Origin of the sequence: Burkholderia sp. 9777_1386, from assembly GCF_015712265.1 — a bacterium.
Lineage (GTDB): Bacteria > Pseudomonadota > Gammaproteobacteria > Burkholderiales > Burkholderiaceae > Burkholderia > Burkholderia cenocepacia.
In genome coordinates, this window is sequence record NZ_JACCQB010000023.1 from 12,726 (window position 1) to 27,335 (window position 14,610).

Consider the following 14,610-nt stretch of genomic DNA (forward strand, 5'->3'; position numbering starts at 1 on the left):
CCCGCGTTGCCGCTCAGTTGAACCCGGCCACCGCGTGCGGCACGTACGGGCGTTCGAGCGTCGCGATTTCGTCGTCGGTCAGCTTCAGCGCGAGCGCCCCGAGCGCATCGTCCAGCTGCTGCGGCTTCGAAATGCCGACGATCGGCGCGGTCACGCCGCGCTTTTGCGCGACCCACGCCAGCGCGACCTGCGCCCGCGGCACGTTGCGCGCGGCGGCGATCGCCGCGACGGCCTCGACGACCGCCTTGTCGGCATCGATCGTCGCGTTGTACAGCTGCTGGCCGACCTCGTCCTTCTGCTGCCGTTCCGACGATTCGTCCCAGTTGCGCGTCAGGCGCCCGCGCGCGAGCGGGCTCCACGGAATCACCGCGATGCCTTCGTCCTCGCACAGCGGCAGCATTTCGCGCTCTTCCTCGCGATACAGCAGGTTCAGGTGGTTCTGCATGCTGACGAAGCGGGTCCAGCCGTGCTGCTTCGACGTGTGCAGCGCCTTCGCGAACTGCCATGCGAACATCGACGAGGCGCCGATATAGCGCGCCTTGCCGGCCTTCACGACGTCGTGCAACGCCTCGAGCGTCTCCTCGATCGGCGTGCCGTAGTCCCATCGGTGAATCTGGTAGAGATCGACGTAGTCGGTGCCGAGCCGCTTCAGGCTCTGGTCGATGTCGGTCATGATCGCCTTGCGCGACAGCCCGGCGCCGTTCGGCCCCGGCCGCATCCGGTAGAACACCTTGGTCGCGATCACGACGTCGTCGCGCTTCGCGAAATCGCGCAGCGCGCGGCCGACGATCTCCTCCGACGTGCCGTCCGAATACATGTTCGCGGTGTCGAAGAAGTTGATGCCGGCCTCGATCGCCCGCTGGATGACCGGCCGGCTTTCCGCTTCCGGCAGCGTCCACGGGTGCGTGCCGCGCAACGGCTCGCCGAACGTCATGCAGCCCAGCACCAGCTTCGACACGTCCAGCCCGGTCGACCCGAATTTCACGTATTCCATTGCACGCCTCGCCACTCAAGTTGGGGTTGCGGCCGGATGCGCGCCGCGCATCCGCCAGACGTCGCATGGTATCCCGCATGCGGCGAACGCGTATGACCGCGCGTCGCGTGCAGGCTGCGTGAAAGGTCGAACCTTGACGGCCGGACCGGGCGGCCCGGTTACCTGACCTGGTCGGCGATCGGCTGCAGGAATGCGGAGAAGCCGGTCAGCATGATCTGCACGCCGATGCACAGCAGCAGGAACGCCGACACGCGCTTCGCGACCTTGGTCCCTTCGCTGCCGAGATAGCGCGCGAGCAGCGCGGAGCGGCTGTAGACCTGCCAGATCACGAGCGCGACGAGCACGGACACCGCGATCGACACGATGCTCGACAGCATGAATTCCGACAGCTTGTGCGTGCGGTTCGCGTTCAGCGCGATCGCGGTCGCGATCGAGCCGGGACCGACCGTCAGCGGCACCGTCAACGGGAAGAACGCGCGCGTCATGATCGCGTTCGCGTCGATCGGCTTGACCGGCGTGTCGCCGCCGCCCGGCCCGTCGGGCTCGTTCAGCATCTGCCAGCCGGCCACCGCGACCGCGAAGCCGCCGCCGATCCGCAGCGCTTCCATCGAGATCCCGAAGAAATGCAGCACCGGCGTGCCGGCGAAGAACGCGACCATCAGGACCACGAACGCGTTGAACGCGACCTTCCTCGCGAGCAGATCCCGTTCGTACGCGGTGAGCGCCTCGGTCCGTTCGAGAAACAGGAACGCGATGCCGATCGGATTGATGATGCCGATCAGGCCGGTAAAACCGAACAGGATCTCGGAGACAAGGCGGTTGACGATCATCGTGCGAAGCATCGGTCGGGGCTGGGCCGGCAGCGCGCCGGGGGTCACGCATTGTAGTGCAAGCGCTCGCGCCCGAGACGCAAAATACGGCCAGCCCGGTTGCGCCGACGGTCGCGGTCGAGTTTCGTCGTGCAGCCTTATTCGGCGCCCGCCTCCCACGCCGGCGGCCGCTTCGCGAAGAAGGCCGCGAAGCCTTCCTTCGCTTCCGGCGTCGCCCGCACCCGCGAGATCGTCTGCGCGGTGAACGCCGCGCGTTCGTCCGACGGCGGGTATTCGCCGATCGCATCGAAAAAGCGCTTGATCTCCATCAGCGCGTGCGGGCCGTTGCGGCCCAGTTCCGCGAGCGTCCGTTCGAGCGTGTCGTCGAGCGCATCGAGCGGCACGGCCTGGTGGATCAGCCCGATCGCGACGGCTTCGGCGGCCGCGAGCTGCGTCGCGGTCAGCGCGAGCCGGCGCGCCTGGCGCTGGCCGACCGCCTCGACCAGATACGGGCCGATCACGGCCGGCAGGATCCCGAAACGCGCCTCGCTGACCGAAAAGCGCGCGTGATCGCTGGCTATCACGATGTCGCAGGCCGCGCACAACCCGACCCCACCGCCGAACGCGTGGCCCTGCACGCGCGCGACCGTCGGTTTCGGGCACTGCCGGATCGCGCGCATCATCGCGGCGAACCGCTCGGCGTCGCGCAGGTTCGCGGCCGCGTCGTTCGCGCTCGCACGCTGCATCCACTGCAGGTCGGCGCCCGCGCAAAATGCGCGACCGTCCGAACGCAGCACGATCGCACGCACGTCGTCGCGCCGGCCGAGCGTCGTGAACGCGTCGGTCAGCTCCGCGATCATCGTCTCGTCGAACGCGTTCAGCACGTCGCCGCGCTGCAGCGCGACGGTCGCGATGCCGCGCGCATCGACCGTGACGGCCAGGGTCTTCAATTCATCCATCGAACAGGTTTCCTCGGGTAGAACGGCACACCTCGACATCAGGCGGCCTGACGGCGATCGATCACGCGGCGCGCCTTGCCGGTCGCGGTCGCCGGAATGCCGCCGGCTGCCAGCACCGTCACGCCGGACGACACGCCGACCATCGTCTTGATCCGGTGCTGCAACTCGCGCGCGAGCGCCGCGCGCTCGCCGTCGGTGACGGACGCCGCCGCCTCGGAGCGCAACTCGACCGCGAGGTCGAGCCGGTCCATGTGACCGTCGCGCGACAGCGTGATCTGGAACTGGCCCGACAACAGCGGCAGCGCGACGACGATCTCCTCGATCTGGCTCGGAAACACGTTCACGCCGCGCACGATCAGCATGTCGTCGGAGCGGCCCGTGATCTTCGCGAGCCGGCGCATCGCGCGCGCGGTCGGCGGCAGCAGCGCGGTGAGGTCGCGCGTGCGGTAGCGGATCACCGGCATCGCCTCCTTCGTCAGCGACGTGAACACGAGCTCGCCCTGGCTGCCGTCGGGCAGCACCTCGCCGGTGACGGGATCGATGATCTCCGGGTAGAAATGGTCTTCCCAGATCACCGGGCCGTCCTTCGTCTCGACGCATTCGCACGCGACGCCCGGGCCCATCACTTCCGACAGCCCGTAGATGTCGAGCGCGTCGATGCCCACGCGCGTCTCCACTTCATTGCGCAGCGCCTGCGTCCACGGCTCGGCGCCGAAGATGCCGATCTTCAGCGACGATTCGGCCGGGTCCATCCCCTGCCGCACCATCTCGTCGATCAGGTTCAGCATGTACGACGGCGTGACGAGGATGATCTTCGGCTCGAAGTCGCGAATCAGTTGCACCTGCTTCTCGGTCTGCCCGCCGGACATCGGCACGACCATGCAGCCGAGCCGCTCCGCGCCGTAGTGAATCCCGAGGCCGCCGGTGAACAGGCCGTAGCCGAACGCGTTGTGCAGCGTATCGCCCGGGCGGCCGCCGGCCGCGCGGATCGAGCGCGCGGTCACGTTCGCCCACGTGTCGATGTCGCGCGCGGTGTAGCCGACCACGGTCGGCTTGCCGGTCGTGCCGCTCGATGCGTGCACGCGCACGACCTGCTCGCGCGGCACCGCGAAGAGGCCGAACGGATAGTTGTCACGCAGGTCGTTCTTGGTCGAGAACGGGAATTTCGCGAGATCGGCGAGCGATTTCAGGTCGTCCGGATGCACGCCGGCCGCGTCGAACGTGCGGCGATAGTGCGGGACGTTGTCGTACGCGTGGCGCAGCGACCACTTGAGGCGTTCGAGCTGCAGCGCCTGCAGTTCGTCGCGGCTGGCGGTCTCGATCGGCTCGAGGGCGGCGGCGGGATGCGTCGGGTGAGTCATCGGGGTGCTCCTCCAATGGCGTGATGTCGTTATCGTGTTCGAAGTAACCGGGGCGGGCGGCTACGACCGGAACGTGCGGCCGGCCGCATGCAGCGCGGCGAGGCGCGGCGACACGCGATAGCGGTCCTCGCCGTAGCTCGCCGCGAGGTTCGACAGCACGCGGTGCACGCGGCCGAGGCCGATCGCGTCGGCCCACGCGAGCGGGCCGCACGGATAGTTCACGCCCTTCTCCATCGCGAGATCGAGATCGGCCGGCGAGCACACGCCCTGGTTCACCGTGTCGGCCGCTTCGTTCGCGAGCATCGCGACGGTGCGCATCGCGACCATCCCCGGCACGTCCGCGACGCCGACGACACGAAAGCCCGCCTGCTGGAACAAGCCGACCGCATCCGCATAGGCCGCGTCGCCGCACTGGAGCGCGCGGGTCAGCGCGACGAGCCCCGCCTGCGCGTAATCGCGCGCGAGATCGACGAGCACGAGATCCGCCACGCCCGTTTGTGCGGCGCGCGCGGTGGCCGTCCGGCCATCGGTCAGCGCGATCGACGCGCGGCCGGCCGTGGCCAGCAGATCGTCCGGTTGCGCACCGGCCTGACGGGCGCCTGCGATACGGTCGACGAAGCGCGCATGCAGCGCGGCGGCCGGGCCCTCCTGCGCAAACAGCACGACGTCCGCCGGCGCGGCGCGCGGCGGTTCGAGATCGGGGGCAGGCGGCGTCGCGCCGTCCGCATACGAATAGAAGCCGCGTCCGGACTTGCGTCCGAGGAAGCCCGCGTTGACGAGTTCCTGCTGAATCAGCGACGGCGTGTAGCGCGGATCGTTGAAGTACGCGCGGAACACCGACTCGGTCACCGCGAAGTTCACGTCGTGGCCGATCAGGTCCATCAACTCGAACGGCCCCATCCGGAACCCGCCGGCTTCGCGCATCACCGCATCGATCGACGCCGGTGCGCCGCCCTGCTCGTTCAGCACGCGCAACGCCTCCGCGTAATACGGCCGCGCGACGCGGTTCACGATGAAGCCCGGCGTCGATTTCGCCATCACCGGTTGCTTGGCCCACGCAGCGGCGGTCGCATACAGCATCTGCGCAACCTCGGGCGCGGTCGCGAGCCCGCTGACCACCTCGACGAGCGCCATCAGCGGCGCGGGATTGAAGAAATGCAGGCCGGCGACGCGCTGCGGCACGCGCAGCCCGGCCGCGATCGACGTGATCGAGATCGACGACGTGTTGGTCGCGAGCACGCACGCGTCGTCGACATGACGTTCGAGCGTCGCGAAAATCTCGCGCTTCACGTCGAGCCGTTCCGCCGCCGCCTCGACGATCAGCGCCGCCCCCGCGAAATCGGCCAGCGCGCGCACCGCGCGGACCCGGTTGCCGGCCGCGTCGGCCTGCGCCGGTTCGAGCCGGCCCTTCTCGGCCAGCCGGGCGAACTGGGCCCGGATGCCGGCCAGCGCCTTGTCGCAGGCCGCTTCGTTCAGGTCGTACAGCAGCACCGCATGGCCGGCCGCCGCCGCGACCTGCGCAATGCCCGCGCCCATCGCGCCGGCGCCGATCACGCCGACGACGGCCGACGGCACGAGTGCGCCCGAGTTCACCGAATGTGCAGAGGAAACAGCCATCGCTTGCGATCCGTCATGAAGTGGAAGTGCGAGCGATTATAAACCGACCGGTCGGTAGATTTATGTCAGGGCGAGCCCGAATTTGTCGGGCAAGACATCGTTACGGAAACTGCAACGACAAAAAAATCGAAACATCGGGCAACTTTTTATCAACCGAAAGGTCAACGTAAGCGTTCGAATATGAGATAGTGACCCCCGAACGCCTGATAAAATTCGACAAATTGCCGGATTTCAGGGGGAAAGCGTGTCGCGCCGTCACCGCCGTCCATCGCCGCCCGCCCTGTCGGGGTCGAATCGAGCCGCCGGCCACGCGTCGTCACGTGCGCTCGTCTCGCCATCCGCGGGCAGCCACATCGAACCGTTTCATCCCGCGACGGGCCTCGGCCCGCCCGCGCCCCTCGCCGCCTCACGGCAGCGAACCCAGGGCAGCGCCGTTGCGCGCCGCCACCTTTTCGGTTTCATCGTCCTCGTTCGGCGGATAGTACGGCCGGGCTTCGTCAACCCGTGACGGCGCGTCGCGCGCCGCCACTCGCATAAGGAAACCCTCCATGCCGCTGTCGTCCAACCAGCTCCCGCGCTGGACCCTCTGGGCCCCGCTTGCCGCCTGGCTGGTACTCGCGCTGTCGCGCGCGGTGCCGGCCGAAGGCCTCGTCATCGCGGTGTTCGCCGCCGCGCTCGCCGGCGCCGTGTTCGCCGCCGTCCACCACGCGGAAGTCGTCGCGCACCGCGTCGGCGAACCGTTCGGCACGCTCGTGCTCGCGGTCGCCGTGACCGTCATCGAGGTCGCGCTGATCGTGTCGGTGATGCTCGGCGCGGGCCCGGAGAAATCGGGCCTCGCCCGCGACACCGTGTTCGCCGCCGTGATGATCATCTGTAACGGCATCGTCGGCATCTGCCTGCTGGTCGGCGCATGGAAGCACGGCGAACAGGACTTCCAGGGGCGCGGCGCGAGCAAGGCGCTCGCGGTGCTCGCGTCGCTGTCGGTGCTGTCGCTCGTGATGCCGAACTACCTGAGCGCCGCCCCGGGCCCGTTCTTCTCGAAATCGCAGCTCGCGTTCGCCGGCGTCGCGTCGCTCGTGCTGTACGGCGCGTTCGTGTTCGTGCAGACCGTGCGCCACCGCGACTACTTCCTCGCCGCGCACGACACCGCGGACGAAGCGGTGCACGCGGCGGCGCCGAGCAACCGCACCGCGATCACCAGCATGGTGCTGCTGTTCGCGAGCCTCGTCGCGGTCGTGCTGCTCGCGAAGCTGCTGTCGCCGGCCGTCGAGCATGCGGTGCTGAAGCTCGGCGCGCCCGAAGCCGCGGTCGGTATCGTGATCGCCGCGCTCGTGCTGCTGCCGGAAGGGCTCGCGGCCGTCACCGCCGCACGGGCGAACCGCCTGCAGACCAGCATGAACCTCGCGCTCGGTTCGGCGCTCGCGAGCATCGGGCTCACGATCCCGACCGTCGCGGCCGTGTTCATCTGGGTCGGCCAGCCGCTCACGCTCGGGATCGGCGCGATGGAAACGGTCCTGCTCGCGCTCACGCTGCTGGTCAGTACGCTCACGCTGAGCCAGGGGCGCACGACGGTGCTGCACGGCGTCGTGCACGTCGCGCTGTTCGCCGCGTACCTGTTCCTGTCGATCACCCACTGACGCTCCAATGCAAGCGGCCCGGCGGATTCGCTCCGGCGGGCCGCTTGCACTTCTTCAAGTCCCTTCCCTGTCCTTCGCTTCACGCCGCCGTGACCCAACGGGGGCGGCAGCGCGTCACGCGACGGTTTCGCGCTGCGTGTCCGTCTCGAATCCATAGAGCGCAGCCGCGTTGTCGACCAGAATCGCGCGGGCAATCGCGTCGTCCGCCGCGCAATCGTGCAGCCAGCCGAGCAGGCGTGCATCGTCCGGCAGCGGCGACGCGTTCGGATGCGGCCAGTTGCTGCCCCACACGCAGCGTGTCGAATGGCCGCGCGCGAGCACGGCGGCGAGGCGCGCGACGTCGTCGTAGCCCGGTGCGCCGGATTGCGACGTCTCGTACGGCGCGGACAACTTCACCCATGCGTGGCCGCGATCGAGCAGGCGTCGCAGTGCGACAAACGACGGTGCATCCGGGGCGACGGGCGTCAGGAATTTGCCCGTGTGATCGATCACCACGCGCGCCGGCAGCCGCGCCAGCGTCGGCTCGATATCGGCCAGTGTGCGACCGTCGAACTGCAGGTCGATATGCCAGCCGAGCGGCGCGATCCGCGCGGCCATCCGTTCCAGATCGCTCCATTGCGCGGTGCCGCCCGCCAGCATCATGAAGCGCACGCCGCGCATGCCGGCGGCATGCAGCCGCTCCAGCTCCGCATCCGGCACGTCGACCGGCAACGTCGCGACGCCGCGCGCCTGCGGACCGAACGCGGCCAGTGCAGCGAGCGTGCATCGGTTGTCGGCGCCATAGCCGGTCGGCTGTACGATCACCACGCGCGTGAGGCCGAGCGTGCGCTGCACGCGCCGATACGCGTCCGCCGGCGCATGGGGCGGCCGAAACGTCGCCGTCGGCGCGAGCGGGTACGCATCGTCGTAGATATGGATATGGCAATCGCACGCGTCCGGGAACCGCGTGCCGCCCACGCCGTCGCGGATCATCGCCCGCCCGGCGCGACGGATGCGTGCGACGCGCGCCAGCGCGCGAGCCGCGTCGCCTGCGCGGCGTTGACCGCGCCGGTCGGCACGCGCCCGTCGAGCAGCGCGGCGAGCTGGTCGACCGTCTCCAGCGCCTGATGCTCGATCGCCGGCAGCGTCAGCCCGCCGATGTGCGGGGTCGCGATGACGCGCGGATGCGCGGCGAGCGCGGGCGTCGGCATCTGGTCCGCAGCACGGCCGACGTCCAGCGCGCAACCGGCCAGCCGCCCGCTGGCGAGCGCGTCGGCCAGCGCCTGCTCGTCGACGAGTTCGCCGCGCGACGCATTGATGAAGCACGCACCCGGCTTCATCGCCGCGAATGCCGCCGCATCGATCAGGTTCGCGGTGGCCGGCGTGGCCGGCGCAAGGCAGACGACGTAATCCGAATCGCGCAGCACCGTGGCGGCGTCGACCTGTTCGGGCGGCGGTGCGTCGACCCGCACGTACGGATCGCTGACGAGCACGCGCATGCCGAGCGCCGTCGCGACGGGGGCGAGATGGCGCGCGATCTGCCCATAGCCGATCAGGCCGAGCGTGCTGCCGCGCAGTTCGCGCCCCATCCGTGGCACCGGCGGCGCGCCACGATGGTACGCGTCCGCGTAGCCGCCGATCCCGCGCGCGAGGTCGATCATCGCGCCGACGACCCACTCGGCGACGGCCGGCCCGAAGCCGGGGCTCGCCTGCGTGACCAGCACGCCGAACGCGCTCGCCGCGGCGACGTCGACCGTCCGGATGTCGACCGCGCAACGCAGGAACGCGGCAAGTACCGGCAACCCCGCGAACAGCGCGCGAGGCGCCGGGGTCTGCCGGTACGCGATGATCGCGTCGCATCCCTGCGCGGCGGCAATCAGTTCGTCCGTGTCGAGTTCGCGATCGTGCGGGTTGCAGGTGACGTCCGCGATCGCGCGCAGCGCGCGCAACGCCCTGGCGCCGAAGTAGTGGTCGATCATCCCGCTCGGATGCGTGACGTAGACGCGCGTCATGCGTGACCTCCGTTCGTGCCGGCCGCCTGCGCCGGCGGCGGCGCGACCGAGGCGCGCTCCACGAGCGTCACGTCCGCGAACACGCATGGCCCGGCGGACGGTGCGTCGCCCTCCTGCCGCATCACGCGCCGCACCATCTCGCCGGCCATTTCGGTGACCGGCAGTTGCACCGTGGTCAGCGCCGGCCACGAGATCGCCGACAGGAAATGACCGTCCATCCCGATGACGGAGACATCGTCCGGCACCCGCAAGCCGCCGTCGCGCAGCCCGGCCATCAGGCCGAGCGCGAACAGGTCGTTGACCGCGACGATGCCGGTCGGCCGCGCGGGATCGGCCGCGAGCTCGACGCCGAGCGCACGCCCGACGTCGACGATCACCGAGTCGCCGTATTCGTTCGCGGGACCGCCGTCGAGCACGCGCGCCTGGGCGCCGCCGCCCGCCTCGCTTGCCACGGCGAGAAAGCCGCGGATCTTGTCGCTGCGGCTCACCGTGATGCCGGCCACCGTCGCGAACGCGAGCCGTGTATGGCCGGCGTCGACGAGACGGCGTGTCGCGAGCCGCGCGGCCGCCTCGTTGTCGGCCGTCACGTGATCGACCTTCGATTGCTCGCCGGGTGTCGCGCGCCGGTCGTAGCTGACGACCGTCATCCCGCGTTCGGCCGCGCGCTCGAGGTGGCTTTCGTCGGCGAGCGACGAGATCACGATCACGCGCCGCACGCCGTGCGCGTACAGATCGTCGAAGAACGACGCCTCCTTGCGCGCATCGCGGTAGGTGTTGCCGATCAGCACGCGATGGCCATACCGTTCCTGCGCGCACGCCTCGATCTCGCGCGCGATGTAGCCGTACATCGGGTTCGCCATCGACGGCACCAGCAGCCCGACGAGCGGCGTCTGCCCCGTCTTGAGCTGGCGCGCGAGCGTGCTCGGCCGGTACTGCAGCGCGTCCATCGCCGCCTTCACGCGTTCGAGCGTCTCCGGCTTCATCTGGTCGGTGCGTCCGTTGAGCACGTTCGAAACCGTGCTGACCGAAACGGCCGCATGACGGGCCACGTCCTGAATCGTACTCATGTCGTCTTGCATAGAACGGGCTACAGGCCGAAATGGGCCGGCAGCCACAACGAAAACGCCGGTGCGAAGATCAGCGCCACGAGGGCGGCGAACAGCACCAGCAGATATTTCACCATCGGCCGGGCCACGCGCCCGACCTCGGTGCCCGTGATCGCGCAGGTCGTGAACAGCCCGAGGCCGACCGGCGGCGCGAACAGCCCGAACCCCATCGCCACCACCACGACCGTGCCGAAATGCAGCGGATGGATGCCGAGCTGCAGCGCGATCGGCGCGAGCAGCGGCCCGAAGATGATCAGCGCGGGCGCGCCTTCGAGCACGGCGCCGAACACGATCATCAGCAGCGCCGCCAGCAGCAGGAACATCGTTGCGCCGTATTGATGGGCAAACGCCGTCATTGTGCCCGAGACGAGGGCCGGAATCTGCTCGATCGACAGCGCGAACGACACGCTCGACGCCGCCGCGACGATGAACAGGATACCGCTCGCCATCGACGCGGCGCGCACGAACACGCGGCCGACCGAGCGCCACGTCAGTTCGCGGAACGCGAGCCAGCCCACGACGAGCGCGTAGACCACCGCGAACGCGGACACTTCGGTCGACGTCGCGATCCCCGACGTCACGCCCTTGCCGATCATCGCGACCATGACCAGCGCGACGAGCGCGCCGCCCGCGAGCGGCAGCCACGCGCGACGCTCGCCGAACACCTCGGCCACGTCGATCCTGCGCCCGGTGGTCACCGTCACGACCGCGAGCGACGCGGCCAGCACGGCCGCCGGCACGATCCCCGCGACGAACAGCCCGGCGATCGAGATGTTCGCGACGAAGCCCATGATGATCATGTTCACGCACGGCGGAATCGTTTCGGCCATCACCGCGCTGCACGCGAGCAGCGCGGCGGTTTCGTTGGGGTCCTGCCGCGCGCGGCGCACCGCCGGCATCACGACGCCGCCCACCGCCGCGATATCGGCCAGTTTCGAGCCCGACACGCCGGAAAAGCACGCCGTCGCGAAGATCACGATCAGGCCGAGCCCGCCCCGCACGCGCCCGAAAATTCGCAGCAGCAACTCGACGAGCCGCGCGGACATCCCGTTGGTCTCCATCAGCAGCCCGGCCAGCACGAAGAACGGCACCGCAAGCAGCACGAAGTGATCGGCGCCGGCCATCACCTGTTGCGAGTAGACCAGCAGCGGCAGCGTCGGATCCGCGAGGAAATACAGCAGCGCCGAAAACGCCAGCACGAACCCGATCGGCACGCCGAGCACCAGCCCGCCGACGAAGCCCGCGACCAGCAGCGTGCCCGGCACGACCGCATGCGCGGGCCACAGCGCGTTCCAGCCGTACACGGCGCCCGCGAGCGCCGCGCAGCACGCGAACGTGCCGATCACCCGGCGGCGCGGCGCGTTCAGCGCATTCGCAAGCGCGAATACCGTCATGAACAGCGCGCCGAACATCATCGGATACCCGTTGATCCAGCCCGGCAAGCCGCCCGTCGTCAACTGGTCGTACGAATCCGTGAGCAACTGGCACGACGACACCAGCAGGTTCAGCGCGACGGCCGCCACGATCCAGTGGCCGACCTGGATCAGCGCGCCCTGCCAGCGTGCCGGCAGGCGGCCGCGAAACACGTCGATGCCGACATGCTGGCTGCGCCCGAGCACCGTCGCCGCGCCGAAGAACACGAGCACGATCATCAGCGCGCTGGCCACTTCCTCGGCCCAGTCGACCGGGTCGTGCAGGAAATAGCGGAACACGACCGACACGAACACGACGAGCACGTCGACGCCGAGCACCGCGGCCGACAGGTACTCGAGCCAGCGCAGCAGCGCATCCAGCACGCGGGCGGCGCGATGCGCCGGTTGGCCTGCAGCGGGAGCCGGCGCGGCGCCCGACACGGAGTGCATGTCCATCGCTCAACCCCGCGCGGCGGCGATCGCCGGAAACAGCGGCGCGGTGGCCGGATATTGCTTCGCGAACGCCACATACAGGCGGTCGTGCATCGTCTGCCGCAACGCCGCGCGCTCGGCGTCGGCCAGCGGGTAAAACGCCATGCCGCGCTGCTTCAGCGCCTGCTCCGCCTGCGCGGCCTTCTGCGCGGCAATCGCGCGCTGCTGCGCGGTCGCGTCGGCCACCGCGCGATCGAAGGCCGGCCGCAGATTGGCCGGAATCCGGTCGAGCGCACGCCGCCCCATCACGACGGTCATCGCCGCGAACACGTGGCGCGATTGCCAGCACGACTTCACGATCTCGTCGAAGCGGCTCGCGAGCACCGTGGCGGGATCGTGCTCGAGACCGTCGACGACGCCCGTCTGCACGGCCATGTACAGCTCGCCGAACGGAATCGGCGTCGGCACCGCGCCCATCGCCTTGAAGGTATCCATGAACGCGGGCGTCGGCAGCACGCGCAGCTTCGTCCCCTTCAGCCCGGGCAACGCCGTCACCGGCTGCTTCGTGAATACGCAGCGCCCGCCGAAATGCGAACCCCAGGTCAGCACCGAGCATCCGGCGCGCTTTTGCAGCAGCGCGTTCAGGCTCGTGCCGACCTGACCGTCGAGCGCCTTCGCGACGTGCGCGTAGCTGTCGAACAGGTAGCCGAGATCGAGCATCCCGAGCTCCGGCGCGATCGTGGCCCAGATCGACGAGCCCGAGATCATCATGTCGATCGCGCCGATCTTGACCTGCTGCACGACATCGTTTTCCTTGCCGAGCTGGCTGTTCGGAAAGTAGTCGACCCGGATCGCATCGCCCACGCTCGCCTTCAGGTTCGCGGCGAGACGCTCGTACCACACGTAATGCGCGGCGTTCTGGTCGGCCGGCATCGACGACGAGCAGCGCAGCGTGACGACCGGCTGCTGCGCGCGCACGCCTTCCGGCAAGCCGCCCGCGGCCGCCAGCGTGGCGGCGGACACCGTCTGCAGAAAGCGCCGCCGGTTGTAGGTATTCATGAGCCGTCTCCTTTGCGAGTGCGTCTCGCGACGCAACTGTATCGATTTAGTGTATCGATACAGTAATACGACGACCGATGAGAGAAAAATGGGGGTTTCCCCTGTTCAGGACAAAAAATCCGGATCGTGTGGCGCGTATTTCGGGCGGAATTCGTATGAAAAATCGCCGTTTTTCACGCGTTGGAGGGACGCCGCAAACAATTCGCGCCCCCGTCGTCGATCATCCGACGACCGACTTTCGGTGGTACGCGGCAGGCCGCTCAGGCGAGCAGGCGCACCGCTAAACGCCCGGATCGTCCGCGCTGTCGGTCAGAAACCGCTCGACCATCGCGTTGAACACCGGCAGCGCCGGATTGTCGTTGTCCGCGCGCCATGCGAGATACAGCTCGGCCGCCACGTTGACGCCGGCCAGCGGCCGGAACACCACGCCGTCCACATGAAGCTCGCGCGCCGACGCCGGCACCAGCGCCGCGCCGAGCCCCGCGCGCACGAGGCCGAGGATCGTATGCGTCTGGCCGACGTAGTGCAGGTAGTTCGGCAGTCGCCCGGCGCCCGCGAACATCCCCGAGATCATGTCGTGGAAATACTTGCCCTCGTTCGGCGAATACGCGATGAACGGCTGCCGGTCGAGCTCGTCGGGGCCGATCTGCTCGTAGGCCGCGAGCGGCGCGCCCTCCGCGACCGCGACGAGCATCGGTTCGCGCTGCACGAGCCGGTATTCGAGCGGCTGGCGCGCCGCGCGCTGGCGCACGAAACCCGCGTCGAGCATCCGCGACGCGAGCGCGTCGATCTGCACGGTCGACACCATCTCGCGCAATTCGACGTCGACGTCCGGCAACGCATGCGCCGCGTGCGCGAGCAGCACCGGAATCATCCGGTACGCACTGACGGCCGTGAAGCCGAGCGTGATGCGCCCGGCCCCGCCGTGCGCGACGCGCTGCGCGGCCTGCTCGGCGCGCGCGGAAAACTCGAGGATGTGCCGCGCGTCGCGCAGGAAGCGCTCGCCGGCCGCGGTCAGGCTGACCTGCCGGCTGCTGCGCTCGAGCAATGCGATGCCGAGCGCGTGCTCGAGCAACTGGATCTGCCGGCTGAGCGGCGGCTGGGTCATGAAGAGTCGCCGGGCCGCGCGGCCGAAATGCAGCTCTTCAGCGACCGCGACGAAACAGCGAAGCTGGTGCAGTTCAATCATTCAAATCTTGAATCAATCGATAGTCTTTTGATGTTAGACCGATA

13 protein-coding genes are annotated in these 14,610 nt (G+C 69.2%); 1 reads left to right on the plus strand and 12 read right to left on the minus strand.

Annotation, left to right across the window (positions count from 1 at the left end):
* Positions 1-13 precede the first annotated feature (13 nt).
* The 6 genes from H0X91_RS18460 to H0X91_RS18485 all read right to left on the minus strand — a co-directional run bounded on the left by H0X91_RS18460 (position 14) and on the right by H0X91_RS18485 (position 6,290).
* Complete coding sequence (locus tag H0X91_RS18460) at positions 14-994, minus strand: aldo/keto reductase (RefSeq protein ID WP_062910449.1); 981 nt, start codon at positions 992-994, stop codon at positions 14-16.
* Positions 995-1,152: 158 nt separating this feature from the next.
* Positions 1,153-1,824 carry a MarC family protein gene (locus tag H0X91_RS18465; RefSeq protein ID WP_006494701.1) on the minus strand — a complete coding sequence of 224 codons (672 nt, stop codon included), beginning with the start codon at positions 1,822-1,824 and terminating at the stop codon, positions 1,153-1,155.
* Between the two features lie 137 nt (positions 1,825-1,961).
* Positions 1,962-2,762: an enoyl-CoA hydratase-related protein gene (locus tag H0X91_RS18470; RefSeq protein WP_060263386.1), complete on the minus strand. Its 801-nt coding sequence runs from the start codon at positions 2,760-2,762 to the stop codon at positions 1,962-1,964.
* 38 nt (positions 2,763-2,800) lie between these two features.
* Positions 2,801-4,123: a phenylacetate--CoA ligase PaaK gene (paaK, locus tag H0X91_RS18475; RefSeq protein WP_006483970.1), complete on the minus strand. Its 1,323-nt coding sequence runs from the start codon at positions 4,121-4,123 to the stop codon at positions 2,801-2,803.
* 60 nt (positions 4,124-4,183) lie between these two features.
* Positions 4,184-5,740, minus strand: a complete 1,557-nt coding sequence (locus H0X91_RS18480; RefSeq protein WP_062910448.1) for a 3-hydroxyacyl-CoA dehydrogenase — start codon at positions 5,738-5,740, stop codon at positions 4,184-4,186.
* A gap of 406 nt (positions 5,741-6,146) precedes the next feature.
* On the minus strand, positions 6,147-6,290 hold the full coding sequence (locus H0X91_RS18485; protein WP_193372798.1) for a hypothetical protein: 144 nt from the start codon (positions 6,288-6,290) through the stop codon (positions 6,147-6,149).
* Here H0X91_RS18485 and H0X91_RS18490 point away from each other — a divergent pair.
* The gene (locus H0X91_RS18490) at positions 6,289-7,377 is read left to right on the plus strand and encodes a calcium:proton antiporter (protein WP_006483972.1); all 1,089 of its coding nucleotides are present in this window, start codon (positions 6,289-6,291) and stop codon (positions 7,375-7,377) included. The genes H0X91_RS18485 and H0X91_RS18490 overlap by 2 nt on opposite strands.
* A 114-nt stretch (positions 7,378-7,491) precedes the next feature.
* Here the strand turns inward: H0X91_RS18490 and H0X91_RS18495 are convergent, their stop codons facing one another.
* From H0X91_RS18495 to H0X91_RS18520, 6 genes are all read right to left on the minus strand, one after another.
* On the minus strand, positions 7,492-8,349 hold the full coding sequence (locus tag H0X91_RS18495; RefSeq protein ID WP_006483969.1) for an amidohydrolase family protein: 858 nt from the start codon (positions 8,347-8,349) through the stop codon (positions 7,492-7,494).
* Positions 8,346-9,368 carry a hydroxyacid dehydrogenase gene (locus tag H0X91_RS18500; RefSeq protein ID WP_006494697.1) on the minus strand — a complete coding sequence of 341 codons (1,023 nt, stop codon included), beginning with the start codon at positions 9,366-9,368 and terminating at the stop codon, positions 8,346-8,348. Before H0X91_RS18500 ends, H0X91_RS18495 begins: the two co-directional genes overlap by 4 nt.
* Positions 9,365-10,447 (minus strand): LacI family DNA-binding transcriptional regulator, encoded by a 1,083-nt coding sequence (locus H0X91_RS18505; RefSeq protein ID WP_062910447.1) that lies wholly within the window; start codon positions 10,445-10,447, stop codon positions 9,365-9,367. The genes H0X91_RS18500 and H0X91_RS18505 overlap by 4 nt, the downstream gene beginning before the upstream one ends.
* A gap of 8 nt (positions 10,448-10,455) precedes the next feature.
* The gene (locus H0X91_RS18510; protein WP_080331106.1) at positions 10,456-12,342 is read right to left on the minus strand and encodes a TRAP transporter large permease; all 1,887 of its coding nucleotides are present in this window, start codon (positions 12,340-12,342) and stop codon (positions 10,456-10,458) included.
* Between the two features lie 3 nt (positions 12,343-12,345).
* Positions 12,346-13,377, minus strand: coding sequence for a TRAP transporter substrate-binding protein (locus H0X91_RS18515; protein ID WP_062910446.1), 1,032 nt, complete (start codon positions 13,375-13,377; stop codon positions 12,346-12,348).
* A gap of 280 nt (positions 13,378-13,657) precedes the next feature.
* Positions 13,658-14,566 carry a LysR substrate-binding domain-containing protein gene (locus H0X91_RS18520; RefSeq protein ID WP_034202240.1) on the minus strand — a complete coding sequence of 303 codons (909 nt, stop codon included), beginning with the start codon at positions 14,564-14,566 and terminating at the stop codon, positions 13,658-13,660.
* Positions 14,567-14,610: the final 44 nt, after the last annotated feature.